Here is a 13,419-nt window from a genome sequence, read left to right as displayed (position 1 = left end):
TTGGTGCAAAAGAACCCCGACTCGTCAGCCGGGGGCCGTAAAATCAGACGCGACGGCGCTTGGACGGGCGCACGCCGTTGTGCGGGATCGAGGTCACGTCGCGGATCGACGTGATCTGGAAACCGACCGCCTGCAGCGCGCGCAGCGCGGATTCGCGACCCGAACCCGGCCCCTTCACCTCAACCTCGAGCGTGCGGACGCCGTGCTCGGCGGCCTTCTTGCCGGCGTCTTCGGCGGCGACCTGTGCGGCGTACGGGGTCGACTTACGCGAGCCCTTGAAGCCCATCATGCCGGCCGACGACCAGCTGATCGCATTGCCCTGTGCATCGGTGATGGTGATCATCGTGTTATTGAAGCTGGCGTTGACGTGCGCCACCCCCGCGGTGATGTTCTTGCGTTCGCGCCGACGAAGGCGCTGCGGTGCCTGTGCCATGTAGTATTCCTGACCTTTTCTTTCAACACGGCGGCCGGGAGGCTCCTCGCCTCAAACCTGCCGCCGGCGGAGTAAACCCGCGAAACCGCCCGAACGGACGGCTTCGCAACCGGCTTACTTCTTCTTGCCTGCGATCGGCTTCGCCTTGCCCTTGCGGGTGCGGGCGTTGGTGTGCGTGCGCTGACCGCGGACCGGCAGGCCCTTGCGGTGGCGCAGGCCACGATAGCAGGCGAGGTCCATGAGCCGCTTGATGTTCATCGCGGTCTCGCGGCGCAGGTCGCCTTCCACGGTGTGATCGGCGTCGATCGTCTCGCGGATCTGCAGCACTTCCTGATCCGACAGATCCTGCACGCGGCGTTCCGGTGCGATCGCCAGCTTCTCAGTGATCTGCTTGGCCTTGGTCGGGCCAATGCCGTGGATATAGGTGAGCGCGATCACCACGCGCTTGTTGGTCGGGATGTTGACACCCGCGATACGTGCCATGAAACTTGTTCTCCTGTGCTCCACAAGGCCCTGCATGGCTGCAGCGGACCCTATCTCTTCGCATTGCCTTCCAATGACGCAGGAAAGCGGCGTACGCAAAAACGCGCCGCCGGCAACCGTTGTGTTGGAAGCGGTGGCCAGTACGGGGTGACGGCTTTCCTGTCAAGCGAGACGGCGGCGGGTGGTGACGGATTTTGGGGACAGGGTTAGGGAAATTCAACACACGCCCCACGTTCGCATTTACAAGCGCGGGTCAACTGGCTCACTTTCCATAGCCAGCACGCCAAACACGCACTGATGAACCCGCGTCAGCGGGCCATGTTCCACAAAGCGCCTTAGGCTCTCCAATCCAAGCGCGAACTCTCGGATCGCCATGGAGCGCTTCTGGCCAAGCCCGCGCTTGCGAAGCCGCGACAGATTTTCCGGTCGATCGTAATCAGGACCGTAGATTATCCGGAGATACTCACGCCCGCGGCATTTGATCGCCGGCTGGAGCAAGCCTCGCTTGCCTCGGGCAATGAAATCGCGCGGCTTCACGACCATGCCTTCACCGCCAGCCGCAGTGAGTTCTTCCCACCATGCGATCGCAGCCGCGACCTGCTCCGGATTATCGAGGTCGATCTCATGATACGCCGTTGCGACAAACAGCGCTGGGTCTGCTGCCGCAAGGCGATGGGCTTGGCTCATGTGCCAAAGATGGTCTTGATCAGCGTGTACGGAGTTTTCAGACGCGAGTAGGTGGAACGGCGCGATGCGCAGATCATCAATTCCCGCGAACGGCGCAACATAGCGATTATATGAGTCGCGATACCGACGCGCGTCTTCCAACCGCGTAGCTGTCGAAGATGCAAGTTCCTGCACCGCCACGCCCCGCGCAAGCGCGGCGGATAGCGCGGTATCGGCTGCCATCAAGCCAGACACGGCGGCCGCGCCCACCGGAGCATATTGATCGTGGACCAATGCCGACGCCTTCATGCTCCAAGGCATGATCTCAGCGTCCCAAAGCACCCAGTCAGTTGCAAGCTCGTCCCAAAGGCCCGCTGCGCTCATCGCTTCGTCCAGCCGGTGCATTACACCAGCCTCCAACGTCCCATCGTTGAAGAAGCGACGCCCGGTTCGCGTCACGACGATGCCGCGTCCACCATCCGCGATGCCAAAACGCCGATCAGCCACCTCTTGATTACGAGTGAGCAGGATCAACGCGCGCGATCCCATATGCTTTTCCTCGACGACGAGACGGCGAATGCCTTTTTCACCATAGTAGGCGAACGCTTCCTCCGGGCGTTCCAGCCAGCCGTCGCGTTCGCTGGTTTCGGGCGGCGACATCGTGGGCGGCAAATGGATCAGCCAGCGGGGATCGACTGCAAACCGGCTCATCACCTCAAGCGCTGCGGCAGCGTTGTCCTCCTGTACGATCACCGTGCCGAGGTCGCGGGTGTCGAGTACCTGCTTTCCAAGCACATCGGCAATGTTCAATTGACGCGCGTGTGCTTCGCCCGTTGCTGCAGGCGGTTCCGATAATGGACGGATCGGCTCGTAATAGGACCGCGCTGCGGGCACAGATACGAGGTCCATTTCCGGGTAACGTAGCGCCGTCAACTTGCCGCCAAAACAGCATCCGGTGTCGATGCACAATGTGCCGTTGACCCAATTGGCCTCCAAAACCGGGGTGTGGCCGTAAACTACCTTTGCCTTGCCCTTGTAGTCCGCCGCCCAATTGTACCGCACCGGCAGGCCGAACTCGTCGATTTCACCGGAAGTTTCGCCGTACATGCAGAACGCACGAACAGCCCCGGACGCCCGGCCCTGCATCTCTTCTTTCACGCCAGCATGTGCGACGACCAATCGACCTTCATCGAGAACATAGTGGCTGATCAGTCCGTCCAGCCAGCCGCGCATATCGACGGCGAACTCCGGAGTTTCAGCATCCAGTTGCTCGATTGTTTCGGCGAGTCCGTGGGTCGGCTTCACCGCCTTGCCTGACAAATGCCGCTTGAGCTTATCGTCATGGTTGCCGACCACGGCGAGCGCGGTGCCATTCTCCACCATGTGTCGGGCAATACGAAGCACATCAGGCGAACGCGGGCCGCGATCCACGAGATCGCCGATGAAGATTGCACGACGCCCCTCAGGCGGGGTGACCGAGACCGCCTTGCCGTCCCATTGTACGGTGTAGCCGAGTGTGCCGAGCAGCGTCTCCAGTTCATCCGCACAGCCATGCACGTCACCGATAATATCGAAGGGACCTGTATCCTCCCGGCGATCGGTCCAAAGGCGCGTGCGCGTGATTGATACCACATCGACCTCTTCCGCCGATCGCAGCGTATAGACGTATCGTAAGCCTTCTCGCGGAAGCCCGCGAAGTGAGCGGCGAAGGTCTTGCATCTGGCGTCGAACAGGGCCTGCGCCAAATTGCCGATCCGGCCGGGCAGCATTGCGCGTAACCGCAACTTGCTCGGGGAGATCGAAAACGATCGCGACTGCCAGCGCGTGCCAACGCTTTGCTAACGCAATGAGAGTTTTACGCGATTGTGGCTGGACGTTCGTTGCATCCACAACCGTGAAGCGGCGGTTTTTGAGGCGTTTTTCGACGATGGCGTGAACGAGATCGAACGCGTCAGGCGTCGCCGACTGGTCAGTTTCGTCGTCAGCAACCCAGCCGCGCGCACGGTCGGACGACACGACCTCGGTGGCTAGGAAGTGCTGCGATGCGAAGCTGGACTTGCCGGTGCCTGATGCGCCCACCAGCAAGACGAGCGCGAACTCGGGGATTTCGATTTTCATCGCGTAAAAATCCCCATCTGGGTCGGCGCGCCCAAATTAGTGTCTTCGGCTCCGATGCCTTCGAAACGGACACTATAGCCATGGGCAACAGCAACCGACTCAGCCCAATGGCGAAACTGGTCGCGCGTCCATTCAAAGCGATGATCGGGATGCCGTAGCTTGCCTTCGGCAAGGTTGGGGAACAACGCGTTGTAATCGCGGTTTGGCGTCGTCACAACGATTGCCAACGGACGTGCATGGCCGAAAAGCGCCTGTTCGAACGCCGGAAGGCGCTCGGCATCCATATGCTCAATGACCTCGATGACGGCGGCGGCATCAAAACCCAGAAGCCGATCATCGCGGTAGGTCAGGGACCCTTGGATCAGTTCCAGTCGCTTTCGCTGCATGTCCTGCATCTCTTCGACTCTGAGCCTATCGCCGGCGGTAGCAAGGATGCGGGGCGCGACCTCGACGCCCACGATCCGAGTGAAACCGCGAACTTTGAGCAGGGCGCGAAGCAGCTTTCCTTCGCCGCATCCGCAGTCCAGAATCGTCTGAGCGCCGAGGGCGGTCAATGTTGAAACAACTCGCTCGATACGTATGTCGTTCAGGCGGATTGGTTTCTCGATCGCTTCCTCTTGCTCATCGCGGGCCTCGGCGAGTTCAATGGGCTCGGCATCCGCACTTTCCTCGAAGCTGGCCTCGGCGAGGCGCATCAGCGACCGGAAGCCCTTGAGATATCGCCGCACAATCGTTTCACGTTCAGGGTGTGCGTCGAGCCACCCCTCGCCTTTGCGGAGCAGCTTCTGCACTTCGTCTTCGCCAATGTAATAGTGCTTTGCACCGTCGAGCGTAGGAACCAGCACAAAGATATGGGTTAGCAGTTCCGCCAACCGCACAGTGCCGCTCAGGTGAAGGGCAACATAAGGGCTGTTACCCCAATCCGGATGCGCAGGATCGAGTGGGATCGGCGTTGTCTCGACCTCATAGCCTAGTGGCTCGAACAGCCTGCCCACGAGATCAGCACCGCCGCGCGCCGGCAGCGGCGTGATTGTCGCTTCCAGCGGGATCGGTTGGTCGGCAATCTCTTGCCTAAGTTTCGAACGGCCAGAGATCGCTGTGCCGAGCAATCGACCAAGCGCAACTGCCAGCAACGACGATGCGGCGTATGGTCGGTCGTTAACATATTGGTCCTGATGTCCTGGTGCGCCGCCCTTGCCACGCACTAATTCAACCGGATCGACCTCTAGCATCATTGCCGCTGTGCAGCGCACGTCGCTCACCTCCGGAAAGAACAGCGTGGCACGACCGAACGGAAGTTCCGTCTGATGCACGTTGTCCGGATGCTTCATCAACAGAAAGCCTAGATCGCTGGCCGGTTGATGCGTCGTCGAGATGGTCAGCAACATTGGGATGCTTTCGGCTACGAAAAAGCCCTCCCGAAGGGCTTCGGAAGGGCTTCTACTTTGGTCGGATTTTTCAGGTCCGACTAAAGCGCAGCCCGCGCATAAGGGAAGTAATGAGGATTCTCGACCGCGCACGACAACATGGCTCCGTGAGCGGAAACAATGCGGTCCGTGGCTGTGGCATCCGTGATCATCTCGTACTTGTCGCCTGCCAATCGTTGAGCGTCAAGGAAAGCTTGCGGTCACCGACGACGTCCGAATGTCGATAACGTGAGGTAGGAACCCAAGCACAGGCGGCAGATGTCATGATGGTCGGGTTCAAGATGAGCGGCGAACTTCGTTGCTTCATCCTGCGTGGCAAACCCGCGCCACATGCCCTCCCTGACCACCGTCCCTTCGGCTGCCAACGCTTTCTTCCGCGTCGAACACGTGGCCGCATGGACCTTCGCACGGCGATGATAGGGGCTATGATTGACCCAGAACGGAGCTTCGTCGGGGCACACGGCCGGAACTGGAGCATTGTTCACTTCCTCGGCGATCCGAGTAGCTCGGAACTCGTCGGACATTTCAACGAGTTCGTCGATGGTCCAAACGCGATCAGTCAGGCCCGCGGCCATTGCTCCCGGAACGCGCTTTTCCCAACGGGAGGTTCCATCCCGCAAACGGCGCGGACGAGGAACCCAACAATAGTTGCGATACAGCATCCAAATAGCAATTTGACGCTCATGAAACTCCAGCCGCTTTGAGAAGCCGTTCGACTTACGGGTGAAACGGCGATTGGCTTGGCGCATAAATCCGTTCTCGCGTTCGATCCGCCAAGTATTGATCTCCTCTGCGTCGAGCGATCCCTTCACCCGTTTGCGCACCGACCCCTTGTAGCGCTTCCGTTCATCATATTGCTTTTCGAAAACGCCTGCATTCACGTCATCGCCGAAGGCGAGGTCTACCGCGTCAGGGTAAGCGGGCAGCCCATCGAACGCGATCGAGGGCCGAGTGGCAAAGGAGCCATCGGCTGCTCGGGTCAAACGCGACGCGATCTTCCGCATGAATGCAACGGCATCGACTGCATGGCGCCCGCCAACGTGATAGCCAAGTACAAGCTGCGTATCGGGATCGACACCAAGATACGTCCAGCTAACGCCCTCGGACTCCACCTTTTCATCTAATTTGTATCCGTGGTCGTTCCTCCCCACGAAAGACCACAATTCATCCACCTGGATCATGCGTGGACTGTAGGTCGGTGCACGCTGGTGAAATCGGATCGCCATATCGCCCACTTCTTCGACGATCTTCACCACCGTTGCGAGAGGGCGATCAAAGACCCGCTCACATGCGCGCATCGACATGCCTTCGCAGAGCGCATGCAGAATCTGCGCCCGCTCCCTGACTTCTAACCTGTTCATTCCAACCTCCTAGCTGTTTCAGAAGGCTAACTTATTATTGATCCCGATCTATAGAGTCAATGATCCCGATTGACAAAGATCATTGATCCTTTAGAACAAACCACGAATCGAGGATCGGAATGGGACAGTTTCGGATTTTTCTTATGGGCTGGGCTGAGCCGCAGCTTGTTGAGTTGCCAGCCTGCGGCATTCCAGAGGTCGGCGCGCTGGCGGCCAATGGCCGATTTTTGGCCGGCGAATTGGTGGATGTTGCCGACGAGGATGGTGTTCTCACCAATCGCCGGGCTCTGCTGTCAGTTTCCCGCATCCAAATGATCGTGGAGGAGTAGATGGGCGACGTTCCTGAGGCGATGAAATGGCCTCGCTCCTATGCGACGTACTCGGCTGGTGACCTCGCTCAAATCAGCGGTCTGACGCAGGACATGCAGCGCCTTTGGCGCAAGCGTGGGCATTTGCCCGAGATCGGTGGTGGGCACGCGCGTTTCACCCCCAACGACGTGATTATGATCACTATCCGGTATGCGCTCTCGAAGTTGGGTGTATCGCCCAGCCAGAGCCCGGCGATTGCTGACATTGCAATCGCCGGCGCATTATTTCACGCCATCATTAGTCATGCAGGAGCATGTGAGGTCATCGGCCCTGCTGGCGACGTTGACGAGTTCCTCTCCGGGTTTGAGTTGGATGATTTTGCAAGCGATCTCGCAGGACACCCACAACAGACTAATTACCTCGTTTGGGATGAGGACGGCGACCACCGCGTGATCGATCGCGATGAGGCGATCTTTGACGAGAGCACGATTTTCATCGCGGGTGTAGATCTCCGCGTGGTCGGCGCGCGATTGATGATCCGCGGACGCAAGCCGATCGTTACGTTGGAGGCCCCGGTTAATCTGACCGGTCGTCGGGTCCGGCGTCTAACGGGTGTGGGGGCTAATGATAGCTGACTCTGAGAGGCGCTCCGGGGAGGTGTTGAGCCAGAGTAACATTTCGACCTCGGATGTTGGCATCCCTAACACCCCACTTCAAAATCCGTCACCACCCGGCGGCGAACCCGGCCCAGTTTCCGAAAACGGAAAGCCGGCGGGAAGCGAACTTCCCGCCGGCCTCGGTACCCCCGGGAGTTTCGGGTACCGATCTCGTGGTCAGGTGACACCTGATTTGGGAGCCGGAAGGGGGGACAACCGGCTATGACTCACGAGATAGAACCCGTCACGCATCGGGCGGGTGGCTCCCGCATGACAATTTGTTCATTTACCCGAGGACCGACGCTCCACCGCCGCGCGCCAGCGCGCGACCTGTGCGCCGAGGACCGAATCGACCACCGGAGCAAGCGCCGTCGCGTCACTGCGAAAATAGCCCCCGACGACATAATGCAGCGTGAGCTTGCTATGCCCCGCTTCGCCCGGCGCGATGGTGAAGGTGAGCACGCCGCTTACCGCCTCTGCCTGAAGCGGGCCGAGCGCGCTGGCGAGTCGCAGCATGTGCGGCGGGCGCACGAAGATCACCCGGCCGTGCTCGACCGACCCGGCTTGTTCATCGCCCTTCGGCGGCAGGCGCTCGCAGAAACAGCCGCCGGCGCGCGGATCGAGAGAAAGGTCGCGCGAGTCGCCAGACCAGCTGTGGACGCCATCCCACCAGAGCGCGGGACTGACCAATGTGTCCCAGGCAAGCTCCGGCGTGGCGGCGGCGATCGTGGTGACAGAGATTTCAAAGCCGTCACGCGCAGCGTGGAGCACCTCGGCTTGCACGGGCATGGCCCAGCACCAGCCAGTGGCTAGCAACGCGGCGGCGGCGCATGGGAAACTGCGCATCATCATCCCCTCCCTCACCGGCATGATAGGCCAGCGAGGTGAGGAGACAATATGTCACTTGCTGTCGAAAATCGCCTCGATCGCGATGGTCACGTCGGCGATATCGGCCATGCCGTCGACCCGGCGCACGAGCCCGCGCGCCTCGTAGATTGGGATGATCGGCGCGGTCTTCGCGCGATATTCGGCCATGCGCGTGCGGACGGTTTCTTCATTGTCGTCTGCGCGGCGCTTGAACTCATGCCCACCGCATACGTCGCAGGTACCCGCGACCTTCGGCTGCTTGAACCTGTCGTGATATCCTTCGCCACAGGTGGCGCAGGTGAAGCGGCCGACGATACGCTCGACCAGCGCATCCTCGTTGACCGCGAGCTCGATCACATAATCGAGCTTGGCGCCGCGCGCGCCGAGCAATTCGTCGAGCGATTCGGCCTGCGCGGCAGTGCGCGGATAGCCATCGAAGATCGCCCCGGCGCCAGTGCCCTGATCGAGCCGCTCGCCGATCAGCGCGGACACGATCTCATCCGAGACGAGCCCGCCCGATTCCATCACGGCCTTCGCCTGCAACCCGACCGGCGAGCCGGCCTTGACCGCAGCGCGCAGCATGTCGCCGGTCGAAAGCTGCGTCATGCCCCGGTCGGCGACCAGGCGCGCAGCCTGAGTCCCCTTGCCCGCGCCCGGCGGCCCCAACAGGATAATATTCACGCGATCCCTCTCCCAAAATCTGCGCGCTTAACGCAGGCGACCGCCCTTCAGCTTCGCCTTCTTGATCAGATCGCCATATTGGTGCGCCAACAGGTGCGACTGAATTTGCGTTACCGTATCCATCGTCACGTTGACGACGATCAAAAGGCTGGTGCCGCCAAGATAAAAGGGAATTGACAGCGCGGTCACCAGATATTCCGGCAACAGACAGATCAGCGTCAGATATGCGGCACCGATCACGGTGATGCGCGTCAGGACGTAATCGAAATATTGCTCGGTGTTCTTGCCCGGACGGATGCCCGGAATGAAACCACCGTGGCGCTTCAGATTCTCCGCCGTCTCTTCCGGGTTGAACTGCACCGCAGTGTAGAAGAACGAGAAGAAGATGATGCCCGCGCCATACAACAGCATGTAAAGCGGCGAACCGTGCTGCAGATACTGGTTGAGGCTGATGATCACATCGCCGAGCCGGCTTTCGCCCGATACGCGATTGCCCGCGAACTGGGTGATGGTGAGCGGCATCAGCAGCAGCGACGAAGCGAAGATCGGCGGGATAACGCCGGCGGTGTTCAGCTTCAGCGGCAGATGGCTGCGCTCGGCCTGCATCCCGCGCTGCGTCTGTCGCTTCGGATATTGGATCAGGATCCGCCGCTGCGCCCGCTCCATGAAGCAGATGAACAGGACGAGCAGCACGACCGCGAGGACGATGCCGATCAGCTTGATCGGATCGAGGCTGCCCGACCGACCGCCCTCAAGCAGGTTGAACAGCGTCGTCGGCAAATGCGCGACAATGCCCGCCATGATGATCAGCGACACACCGTTGCCGATGCCGCGGCTGGTGATCTGCTCACCCAGCCACATCAGAAACATCGTACCGCCGATGAGCGAGATCACCGCAGCGACGCGGAACATCATGCCCGGCTGGATCACCGCCTGCACGCCCTGATTGGCGCCCAGCGCCTCCAGCCCGACGGCGATGAAATAGCCCTGCACCGCGGTAAGCAGCACCGTGCCGTAGCGGGTATATTGATTGAGCTTCTTGCGCCCGCTCTCACCCTCTTTCTTGATCGCGGCGAGCTGCGGCGACAGCGATGTCGCGAGCTGCACGACGATCGATGCCGTGATGTACGGCATCACGCCGAGCGCGATCAGCGACATGCGCGTCAGCGCGCCGCCAGAGAAGGTGTTGAAGAAATCGAGCACACCGCCGCGCGTCTGCTGGCTCAACAGGCCAAGCGCGGTGGGATCAATGCCGGGAAGCGGCACGTAGCTCAACATGCGGAAGACGATCAGCGCGCCGATCGTGAACCACAGCCTCTTCTTGAGGTCGGTCGCCTGCGAGAATTTCGCGAGGCTGATGCTTTGCGCCATCTGGTCGGCTGCGGATGCCATCGTGCGTTGATGCCTTCGGAAACGAAAAACGGCGGAGAGGGTACTGATGCCCCGCCCCGCCGCTCATATAGGCGCACGAAGCGCCATGTCTAATGCCGCGGGCGATAAGCTTTCACCTTCGCGCCGAACCGATCGATTTTGTGTCCCGCGCGTGGCGGAAAAACACGGTCGATCGGCGCGGCCCGAATGGTGAAGGAATCAGCCCTTCTTGGCGGCCTTGGCGGCGAGGGCGGTGCCCTTCTTGGCCTTGGCCTTTTCGGCTGCCGGAACGACTTCGATCACGGCGACCGAGCCACCAGCCTTTTCGACGGCGGCGCGGGCCGTCGCCGAAGCGCCGGCGACGGTGAAGTTCAGCTTCGCCTTCAGCTCGCCCTTGGCGAGAAGACGGACGCCGTCCTTGCCGCCGCGCGCCAGGCCAGCGGCCTTCAGCGCCGCGTGATCGATATCGCTGCCGGCGGTCAGCTTGCCCGCATCGACCGCCTTCTGGATCGCGCCGAGGTTCACCTCAGCATAATCCTTGGCGAAGATGTTGTTGAAGCCCCGCTTCGGCAGACGCATGTGGAGCGGCATCTGGCCGCCCTCGAAGCCGGCGATCGAGACGCCTTCGCGGCTCTTCTGGCCCTTCTGGCCACGGCCGCCGGTCTTGCCCTTGCCGGAGCCGATGCCACGGCCGATACGCATGCGGCGATGACGGGCGCCTTCGTTGTCGCGGAGTTCGTTCAGTTTCATAATGTGCACTCGCTTTCGCTTGTTACGCGCAATGGAAAAGGGAAGGAGGCGCGTTAGCCCCCTCCCCCCGATTTGTCACCTGGTGAAATGACGGGCGATCAGCCCTGCACTTCAACCATGTGCTGCACCTTGCGGATCATCCCGCGGACTTCGGGGCTGTCTTCCAGCTCCGAAACCCGGTGCATCTTGTTGAGGCCGAGCCCGACCAGCGTCGCGCGCTGATCCTTGGTGCGGCGGATCGGCGAACCGGTCTGCTTGATCTTGATCTTCGCCATGCCGGCTTACTCCGTGACGGCCGCCGCTTCGGCAGCGGCAGTCTGCGCATCAGCGCCATGGCCACGGCCGAGCAGGTCGGCGATCTTCTTGCCACGACGCTGCGCGACCGACTTCGGCGAAGTCTGGCTGCTCAGCGCCTCAAAGGTGGCGCGGATCATGTTGTAGGGGTTCGACGTGCCGACCGACTTGGTGACCACGTCATGGACGCCCAGGCTCTCGAAGACGGCGCGCATCGGGCCGCCCGCGATGATCCCGGTGCCCTGCGGCGCCGAGCGGAGGGTAACGCGACCCGCACCGAAATGGCCATTGCCATCGTGATGCAGCGTGCGGCCTTCCTTGAGCGCAACGCGGACCATGTGCTTCTTGGCCGACGCGGTCGCCTTGGAGATGGCTTCCGGCACTTCGCGTGCCTTGCCGTGGCCGAAGCCGACCCGGCCCTTGCCATCGCCGACAACGACGAGCGCGGCGAAACCGAAGCGCTTACCGCCCTTCACCGTCTTCGACACGCGGTTGATGTGGACGAGCTTTTCGATCAGCTCCTCACCACCGTCGTCGTTGTTGTTGCGACGATCGTCGCGACGCCCACGGTTGCCATCGCGGCCGCCACGGCCACGATCGCCGCCGCCGCTGCCACGACCGCCACGCGCACCGCGACCGCGGGGCGCCTCGCCCGCCGGAGCACCAGCCTCGGGAGCCGGCGCTGCGGTGGCCTGCACCTCGGTGTTGTTCTCGTCAGCCATGTCTTAGAACTCCAGTCCGGCTTCACGCGCGGCTTCCGCCAACGCCTTCACCCGGCCGTGAAACAGGAAGCCGCCACGGTCGAACACGACCTGCGTGACGCCAGCGGCCTTCGCCGCTTCCGCAACGCGCTTGCCCACTTCGGACGCGGCCGCGACAGTCGCGGTCTTGCCCTCGTGGCCGGCCAGCGTCGAAGCCGACGCGACCGTGCGGCCCGCCTCGTCGTCGATCACCTGGGCATAGATATGCTTGCCCGAGCGATGCACCGACAGACGCGGACGAGTACCAGCACGTGCACGAAGCGCCGTGCGATTGCGGCGACGCCGCTTTTCGAAAAGCGAAAGGCCCTTGGTCACTTCTTCTTCCCTTCCTTACGGAAGATGTACTCGCCGTCGTACTTGATGCCCTTGCCCTTGTAAGGCTCAGGCTTACGCCAGCGGCGGATCTCTGCGGCGAGCTGGCCGACCTTCTGCTTGTCGGCGCCCGAAATCTCGACCGTCGTGTTGTCCGGGGTCTTGACCTCAAGACCTTCCGGCACGTCGATATCGACATCGTGGCTGTAGCCGAGCTGAAGCTTCAGCTTCTTGCCCTGCGCAGCGGCGCGATAGCCGACGCCGGTGATCAGCAGCTTCTTGGTGAAGCCCTCGGTCACACCCGTCACGAGATTCTGCACCATCGTGCGCTGCATGCCCCAGAAGGCACGTGCGCGCTTGGTCTCGTTGGCGGGCTGCACCGAAATGCCGTCCGCCTGAACGTCATAGGTGACTTCGCTGGCGAGCTGAAGCGCCAGGGTGCCCTTCGGCCCCTTCACGCTCAGCGTGCCGTTCGCGATGTTCGCGGTCACGCCCGAAGGGATCGCGACCGGCTTTTTGCCGATGCGGCTCATCAGAACACCTCCGCCAGCACTTCGCCACCAACATTCTGCTCGCGCGCTTCCGCGTCGGACAGAACGCCACGCGGCGTCGAAACGATCGTGATGCCAAGGCCGTTCATCACCCGCGGCAGCTCTTGCGAGCCACTGTAGATGCGGCGGCCGGGCTTCGAGACGCGCGCGACGTGCTTGATCGCCGGCTGGCCCTCGAAATACTTGAGCTCGATACGGACGCCCTTCACGGGGCCCATGTCTTCGGCGCTATAGCCACGGATGTAGCCTTCGCGCTGAAGCACGTCGAGCACGCGGGTCCGCATCTTCGATGCCGGCGACACGACGCTGTCCTTGCGTGCGCGCTGGCCGTTGCGGATACGGGTGAGCAGGTCACCCAGGGGATCGGTCACTGCCATTG

The 13,419-nt window shown here is 61.7% G+C and carries 16 protein-coding genes; 2 read left to right on the top strand and 14 right to left on the bottom strand.

Going from position 1 to position 13,419, the window contains the following annotated elements:
• Nucleotides 1-43 precede the first annotated feature (43 nt).
• From rpsK to P0Y64_09055, 5 genes are all read right to left on the bottom strand, one after another.
• On the bottom strand, nucleotides 44-433 hold the full coding sequence (gene rpsK / locus P0Y64_09075) for a 30S ribosomal protein S11 (protein WEK44907.1): 390 nt from the start codon (nucleotides 431-433) through the stop codon (nucleotides 44-46).
• Between the two features lie 114 nt (nucleotides 434-547).
• Complete coding sequence (gene rpsM / locus P0Y64_09070) at nucleotides 548-916, bottom strand: 30S ribosomal protein S13 (GenBank protein ID WEK44906.1); 369 nt, start codon at nucleotides 914-916, stop codon at nucleotides 548-550.
• A 240-nt stretch (nucleotides 917-1,156) separates the two neighbouring features.
• Nucleotides 1,157-3,700 (bottom strand): polynucleotide kinase-phosphatase, encoded by a 2,544-nt coding sequence (locus tag P0Y64_09065; protein WEK44905.1) that lies wholly within the window; start codon nucleotides 3,698-3,700, stop codon nucleotides 1,157-1,159.
• A complete protein-coding gene (locus P0Y64_09060) occupies nucleotides 3,697-5,088 on the bottom strand; it encodes a 3' terminal RNA ribose 2'-O-methyltransferase Hen1 (protein WEK44904.1) in 1,392 nt (463 codons plus the stop codon). The genes P0Y64_09065 and P0Y64_09060 overlap by 4 nt, the downstream gene beginning before the upstream one ends.
• Before the next feature lie 239 nt (nucleotides 5,089-5,327).
• Nucleotides 5,328-6,488, bottom strand: coding sequence for an IS1 family transposase (locus P0Y64_09055; protein ID WEK44903.1), 1,161 nt, complete (start codon nucleotides 6,486-6,488; stop codon nucleotides 5,328-5,330).
• Nucleotides 6,489-6,607: 119 nt separating this feature from the next.
• On the opposite strand from P0Y64_09055, the gene P0Y64_09050 reads away from it, so the two are divergent.
• Entirely contained in the window at nucleotides 6,608-6,817 is a 210-nt protein-coding gene (locus tag P0Y64_09050; GenBank protein WEK44902.1) for a hypothetical protein, read from the top strand.
• Entirely contained in the window at nucleotides 6,818-7,432 is a 615-nt protein-coding gene (locus P0Y64_09045) for a MerR family transcriptional regulator (protein WEK44901.1), read from the top strand.
• Nucleotides 7,433-7,735: 303 nt separating this feature from the next.
• Here P0Y64_09045 and P0Y64_09040 read toward each other — a convergent pair whose 3' ends face one another.
• From P0Y64_09040 to rpsH, 9 genes are all read right to left on the bottom strand, one after another.
• Complete coding sequence (locus tag P0Y64_09040; GenBank protein ID WEK44900.1) at nucleotides 7,736-8,302, bottom strand: hypothetical protein; 567 nt, start codon at nucleotides 8,300-8,302, stop codon at nucleotides 7,736-7,738.
• A 51-nt stretch (nucleotides 8,303-8,353) separates the two neighbouring features.
• On the bottom strand, nucleotides 8,354-9,001 hold the full coding sequence (locus P0Y64_09035; protein WEK44899.1) for an adenylate kinase: 648 nt from the start codon (nucleotides 8,999-9,001) through the stop codon (nucleotides 8,354-8,356).
• Nucleotides 9,002-9,028: 27 nt separating this feature from the next.
• The gene (secY, locus tag P0Y64_09030; GenBank protein WEK44898.1) at nucleotides 9,029-10,393 is read right to left on the bottom strand and encodes a preprotein translocase subunit SecY; all 1,365 of its coding nucleotides are present in this window, start codon (nucleotides 10,391-10,393) and stop codon (nucleotides 9,029-9,031) included.
• Between the two features lie 198 nt (nucleotides 10,394-10,591).
• Complete coding sequence (gene rplO, locus P0Y64_09025) at nucleotides 10,592-11,122, bottom strand: 50S ribosomal protein L15 (GenBank protein WEK44897.1); 531 nt, start codon at nucleotides 11,120-11,122, stop codon at nucleotides 10,592-10,594.
• A 98-nt stretch (nucleotides 11,123-11,220) separates the two neighbouring features.
• Nucleotides 11,221-11,397, bottom strand: a complete 177-nt coding sequence (rpmD, locus tag P0Y64_09020) for a 50S ribosomal protein L30 (protein ID WEK44896.1) — start codon at nucleotides 11,395-11,397, stop codon at nucleotides 11,221-11,223.
• A 6-nt stretch (nucleotides 11,398-11,403) separates the two neighbouring features.
• The gene (rpsE, locus tag P0Y64_09015; protein ID WEK44895.1) at nucleotides 11,404-12,138 is read right to left on the bottom strand and encodes a 30S ribosomal protein S5; all 735 of its coding nucleotides are present in this window, start codon (nucleotides 12,136-12,138) and stop codon (nucleotides 11,404-11,406) included.
• Nucleotides 12,139-12,141: 3 nt separating this feature from the next.
• The gene (gene rplR / locus P0Y64_09010; GenBank protein ID WEK44894.1) at nucleotides 12,142-12,492 is read right to left on the bottom strand and encodes a 50S ribosomal protein L18; all 351 of its coding nucleotides are present in this window, start codon (nucleotides 12,490-12,492) and stop codon (nucleotides 12,142-12,144) included.
• Nucleotides 12,489-13,022, bottom strand: a complete 534-nt coding sequence (gene rplF / locus P0Y64_09005; GenBank protein ID WEK44893.1) for a 50S ribosomal protein L6 — start codon at nucleotides 13,020-13,022, stop codon at nucleotides 12,489-12,491. The genes rplR and rplF overlap by 4 nt, the downstream gene beginning before the upstream one ends.
• The gene (gene rpsH, locus P0Y64_09000; protein ID WEK44892.1) at nucleotides 13,022-13,417 is read right to left on the bottom strand and encodes a 30S ribosomal protein S8; all 396 of its coding nucleotides are present in this window, start codon (nucleotides 13,415-13,417) and stop codon (nucleotides 13,022-13,024) included. The genes rplF and rpsH overlap by 1 nt, the downstream gene beginning before the upstream one ends.
• Nucleotides 13,418-13,419 lie beyond the last annotated feature (2 nt).

The organism is Candidatus Sphingomonas colombiensis (assembly GCA_029202845.1).
Lineage (GTDB): Bacteria > Pseudomonadota > Alphaproteobacteria > Sphingomonadales > Sphingomonadaceae > Sphingomonas > Sphingomonas colombiensis.
The sequence above is the reverse complement of the archived record's forward strand: the minus strand, read 5'-3'. Positions and strand labels throughout refer to the sequence as shown.

Bases quoted from the DNA above. Each gene is read 5' to 3' on its own strand.
- rpsK (WEK44907.1), bottom strand. From the start codon at position 433: ATGGCACAGGCACCGCAGCGCCTTCGTCGGCGCGAACGCAAGAACATC.
- rpsM (WEK44906.1), bottom strand. From the start codon at position 916: ATGGCACGTATCGCGGGTGTCAACATCCCGACCAACAAGCGCGTGGTG.
- P0Y64_09065 (WEK44905.1), bottom strand. From the start codon at position 3,700: ATGAAAATCGAAATCCCCGAGTTCGCGCTCGTCTTGCTGGTGGGCGCA.
- P0Y64_09060 (WEK44904.1), bottom strand. From the start codon at position 5,088: ATGTTGCTGACCATCTCGACGACGCATCAACCGGCCAGCGATCTAGGC.
- P0Y64_09055 (WEK44903.1), bottom strand. From the start codon at position 6,488: ATGAACAGGTTAGAAGTCAGGGAGCGGGCGCAGATTCTGCATGCGCTC.
- P0Y64_09050 (WEK44902.1), top strand. From the start codon at position 6,608: ATGGGACAGTTTCGGATTTTTCTTATGGGCTGGGCTGAGCCGCAGCTT.
- P0Y64_09045 (WEK44901.1), top strand. From the start codon at position 6,818: ATGGGCGACGTTCCTGAGGCGATGAAATGGCCTCGCTCCTATGCGACG.
- P0Y64_09040 (WEK44900.1), bottom strand. From the start codon at position 8,302: ATGATGCGCAGTTTCCCATGCGCCGCCGCCGCGTTGCTAGCCACTGGC.
- secY (WEK44898.1), bottom strand. From the start codon at position 10,393: ATGGCATCCGCAGCCGACCAGATGGCGCAAAGCATCAGCCTCGCGAAA.
- rplO (WEK44897.1), bottom strand. From the start codon at position 11,122: ATGAAACTGAACGAACTCCGCGACAACGAAGGCGCCCGTCATCGCCGC.
- rpmD (WEK44896.1), bottom strand. From the start codon at position 11,397: ATGGCGAAGATCAAGATCAAGCAGACCGGTTCGCCGATCCGCCGCACC.
- rpsE (WEK44895.1), bottom strand. From the start codon at position 12,138: ATGGCTGACGAGAACAACACCGAGGTGCAGGCCACCGCAGCGCCGGCT.
- rplF (WEK44893.1), bottom strand. From the start codon at position 13,022: ATGAGCCGCATCGGCAAAAAGCCGGTCGCGATCCCTTCGGGCGTGACC.
- rpsH (WEK44892.1), bottom strand. From the start codon at position 13,417: ATGGCAGTGACCGATCCCCTGGGTGACCTGCTCACCCGTATCCGCAAC.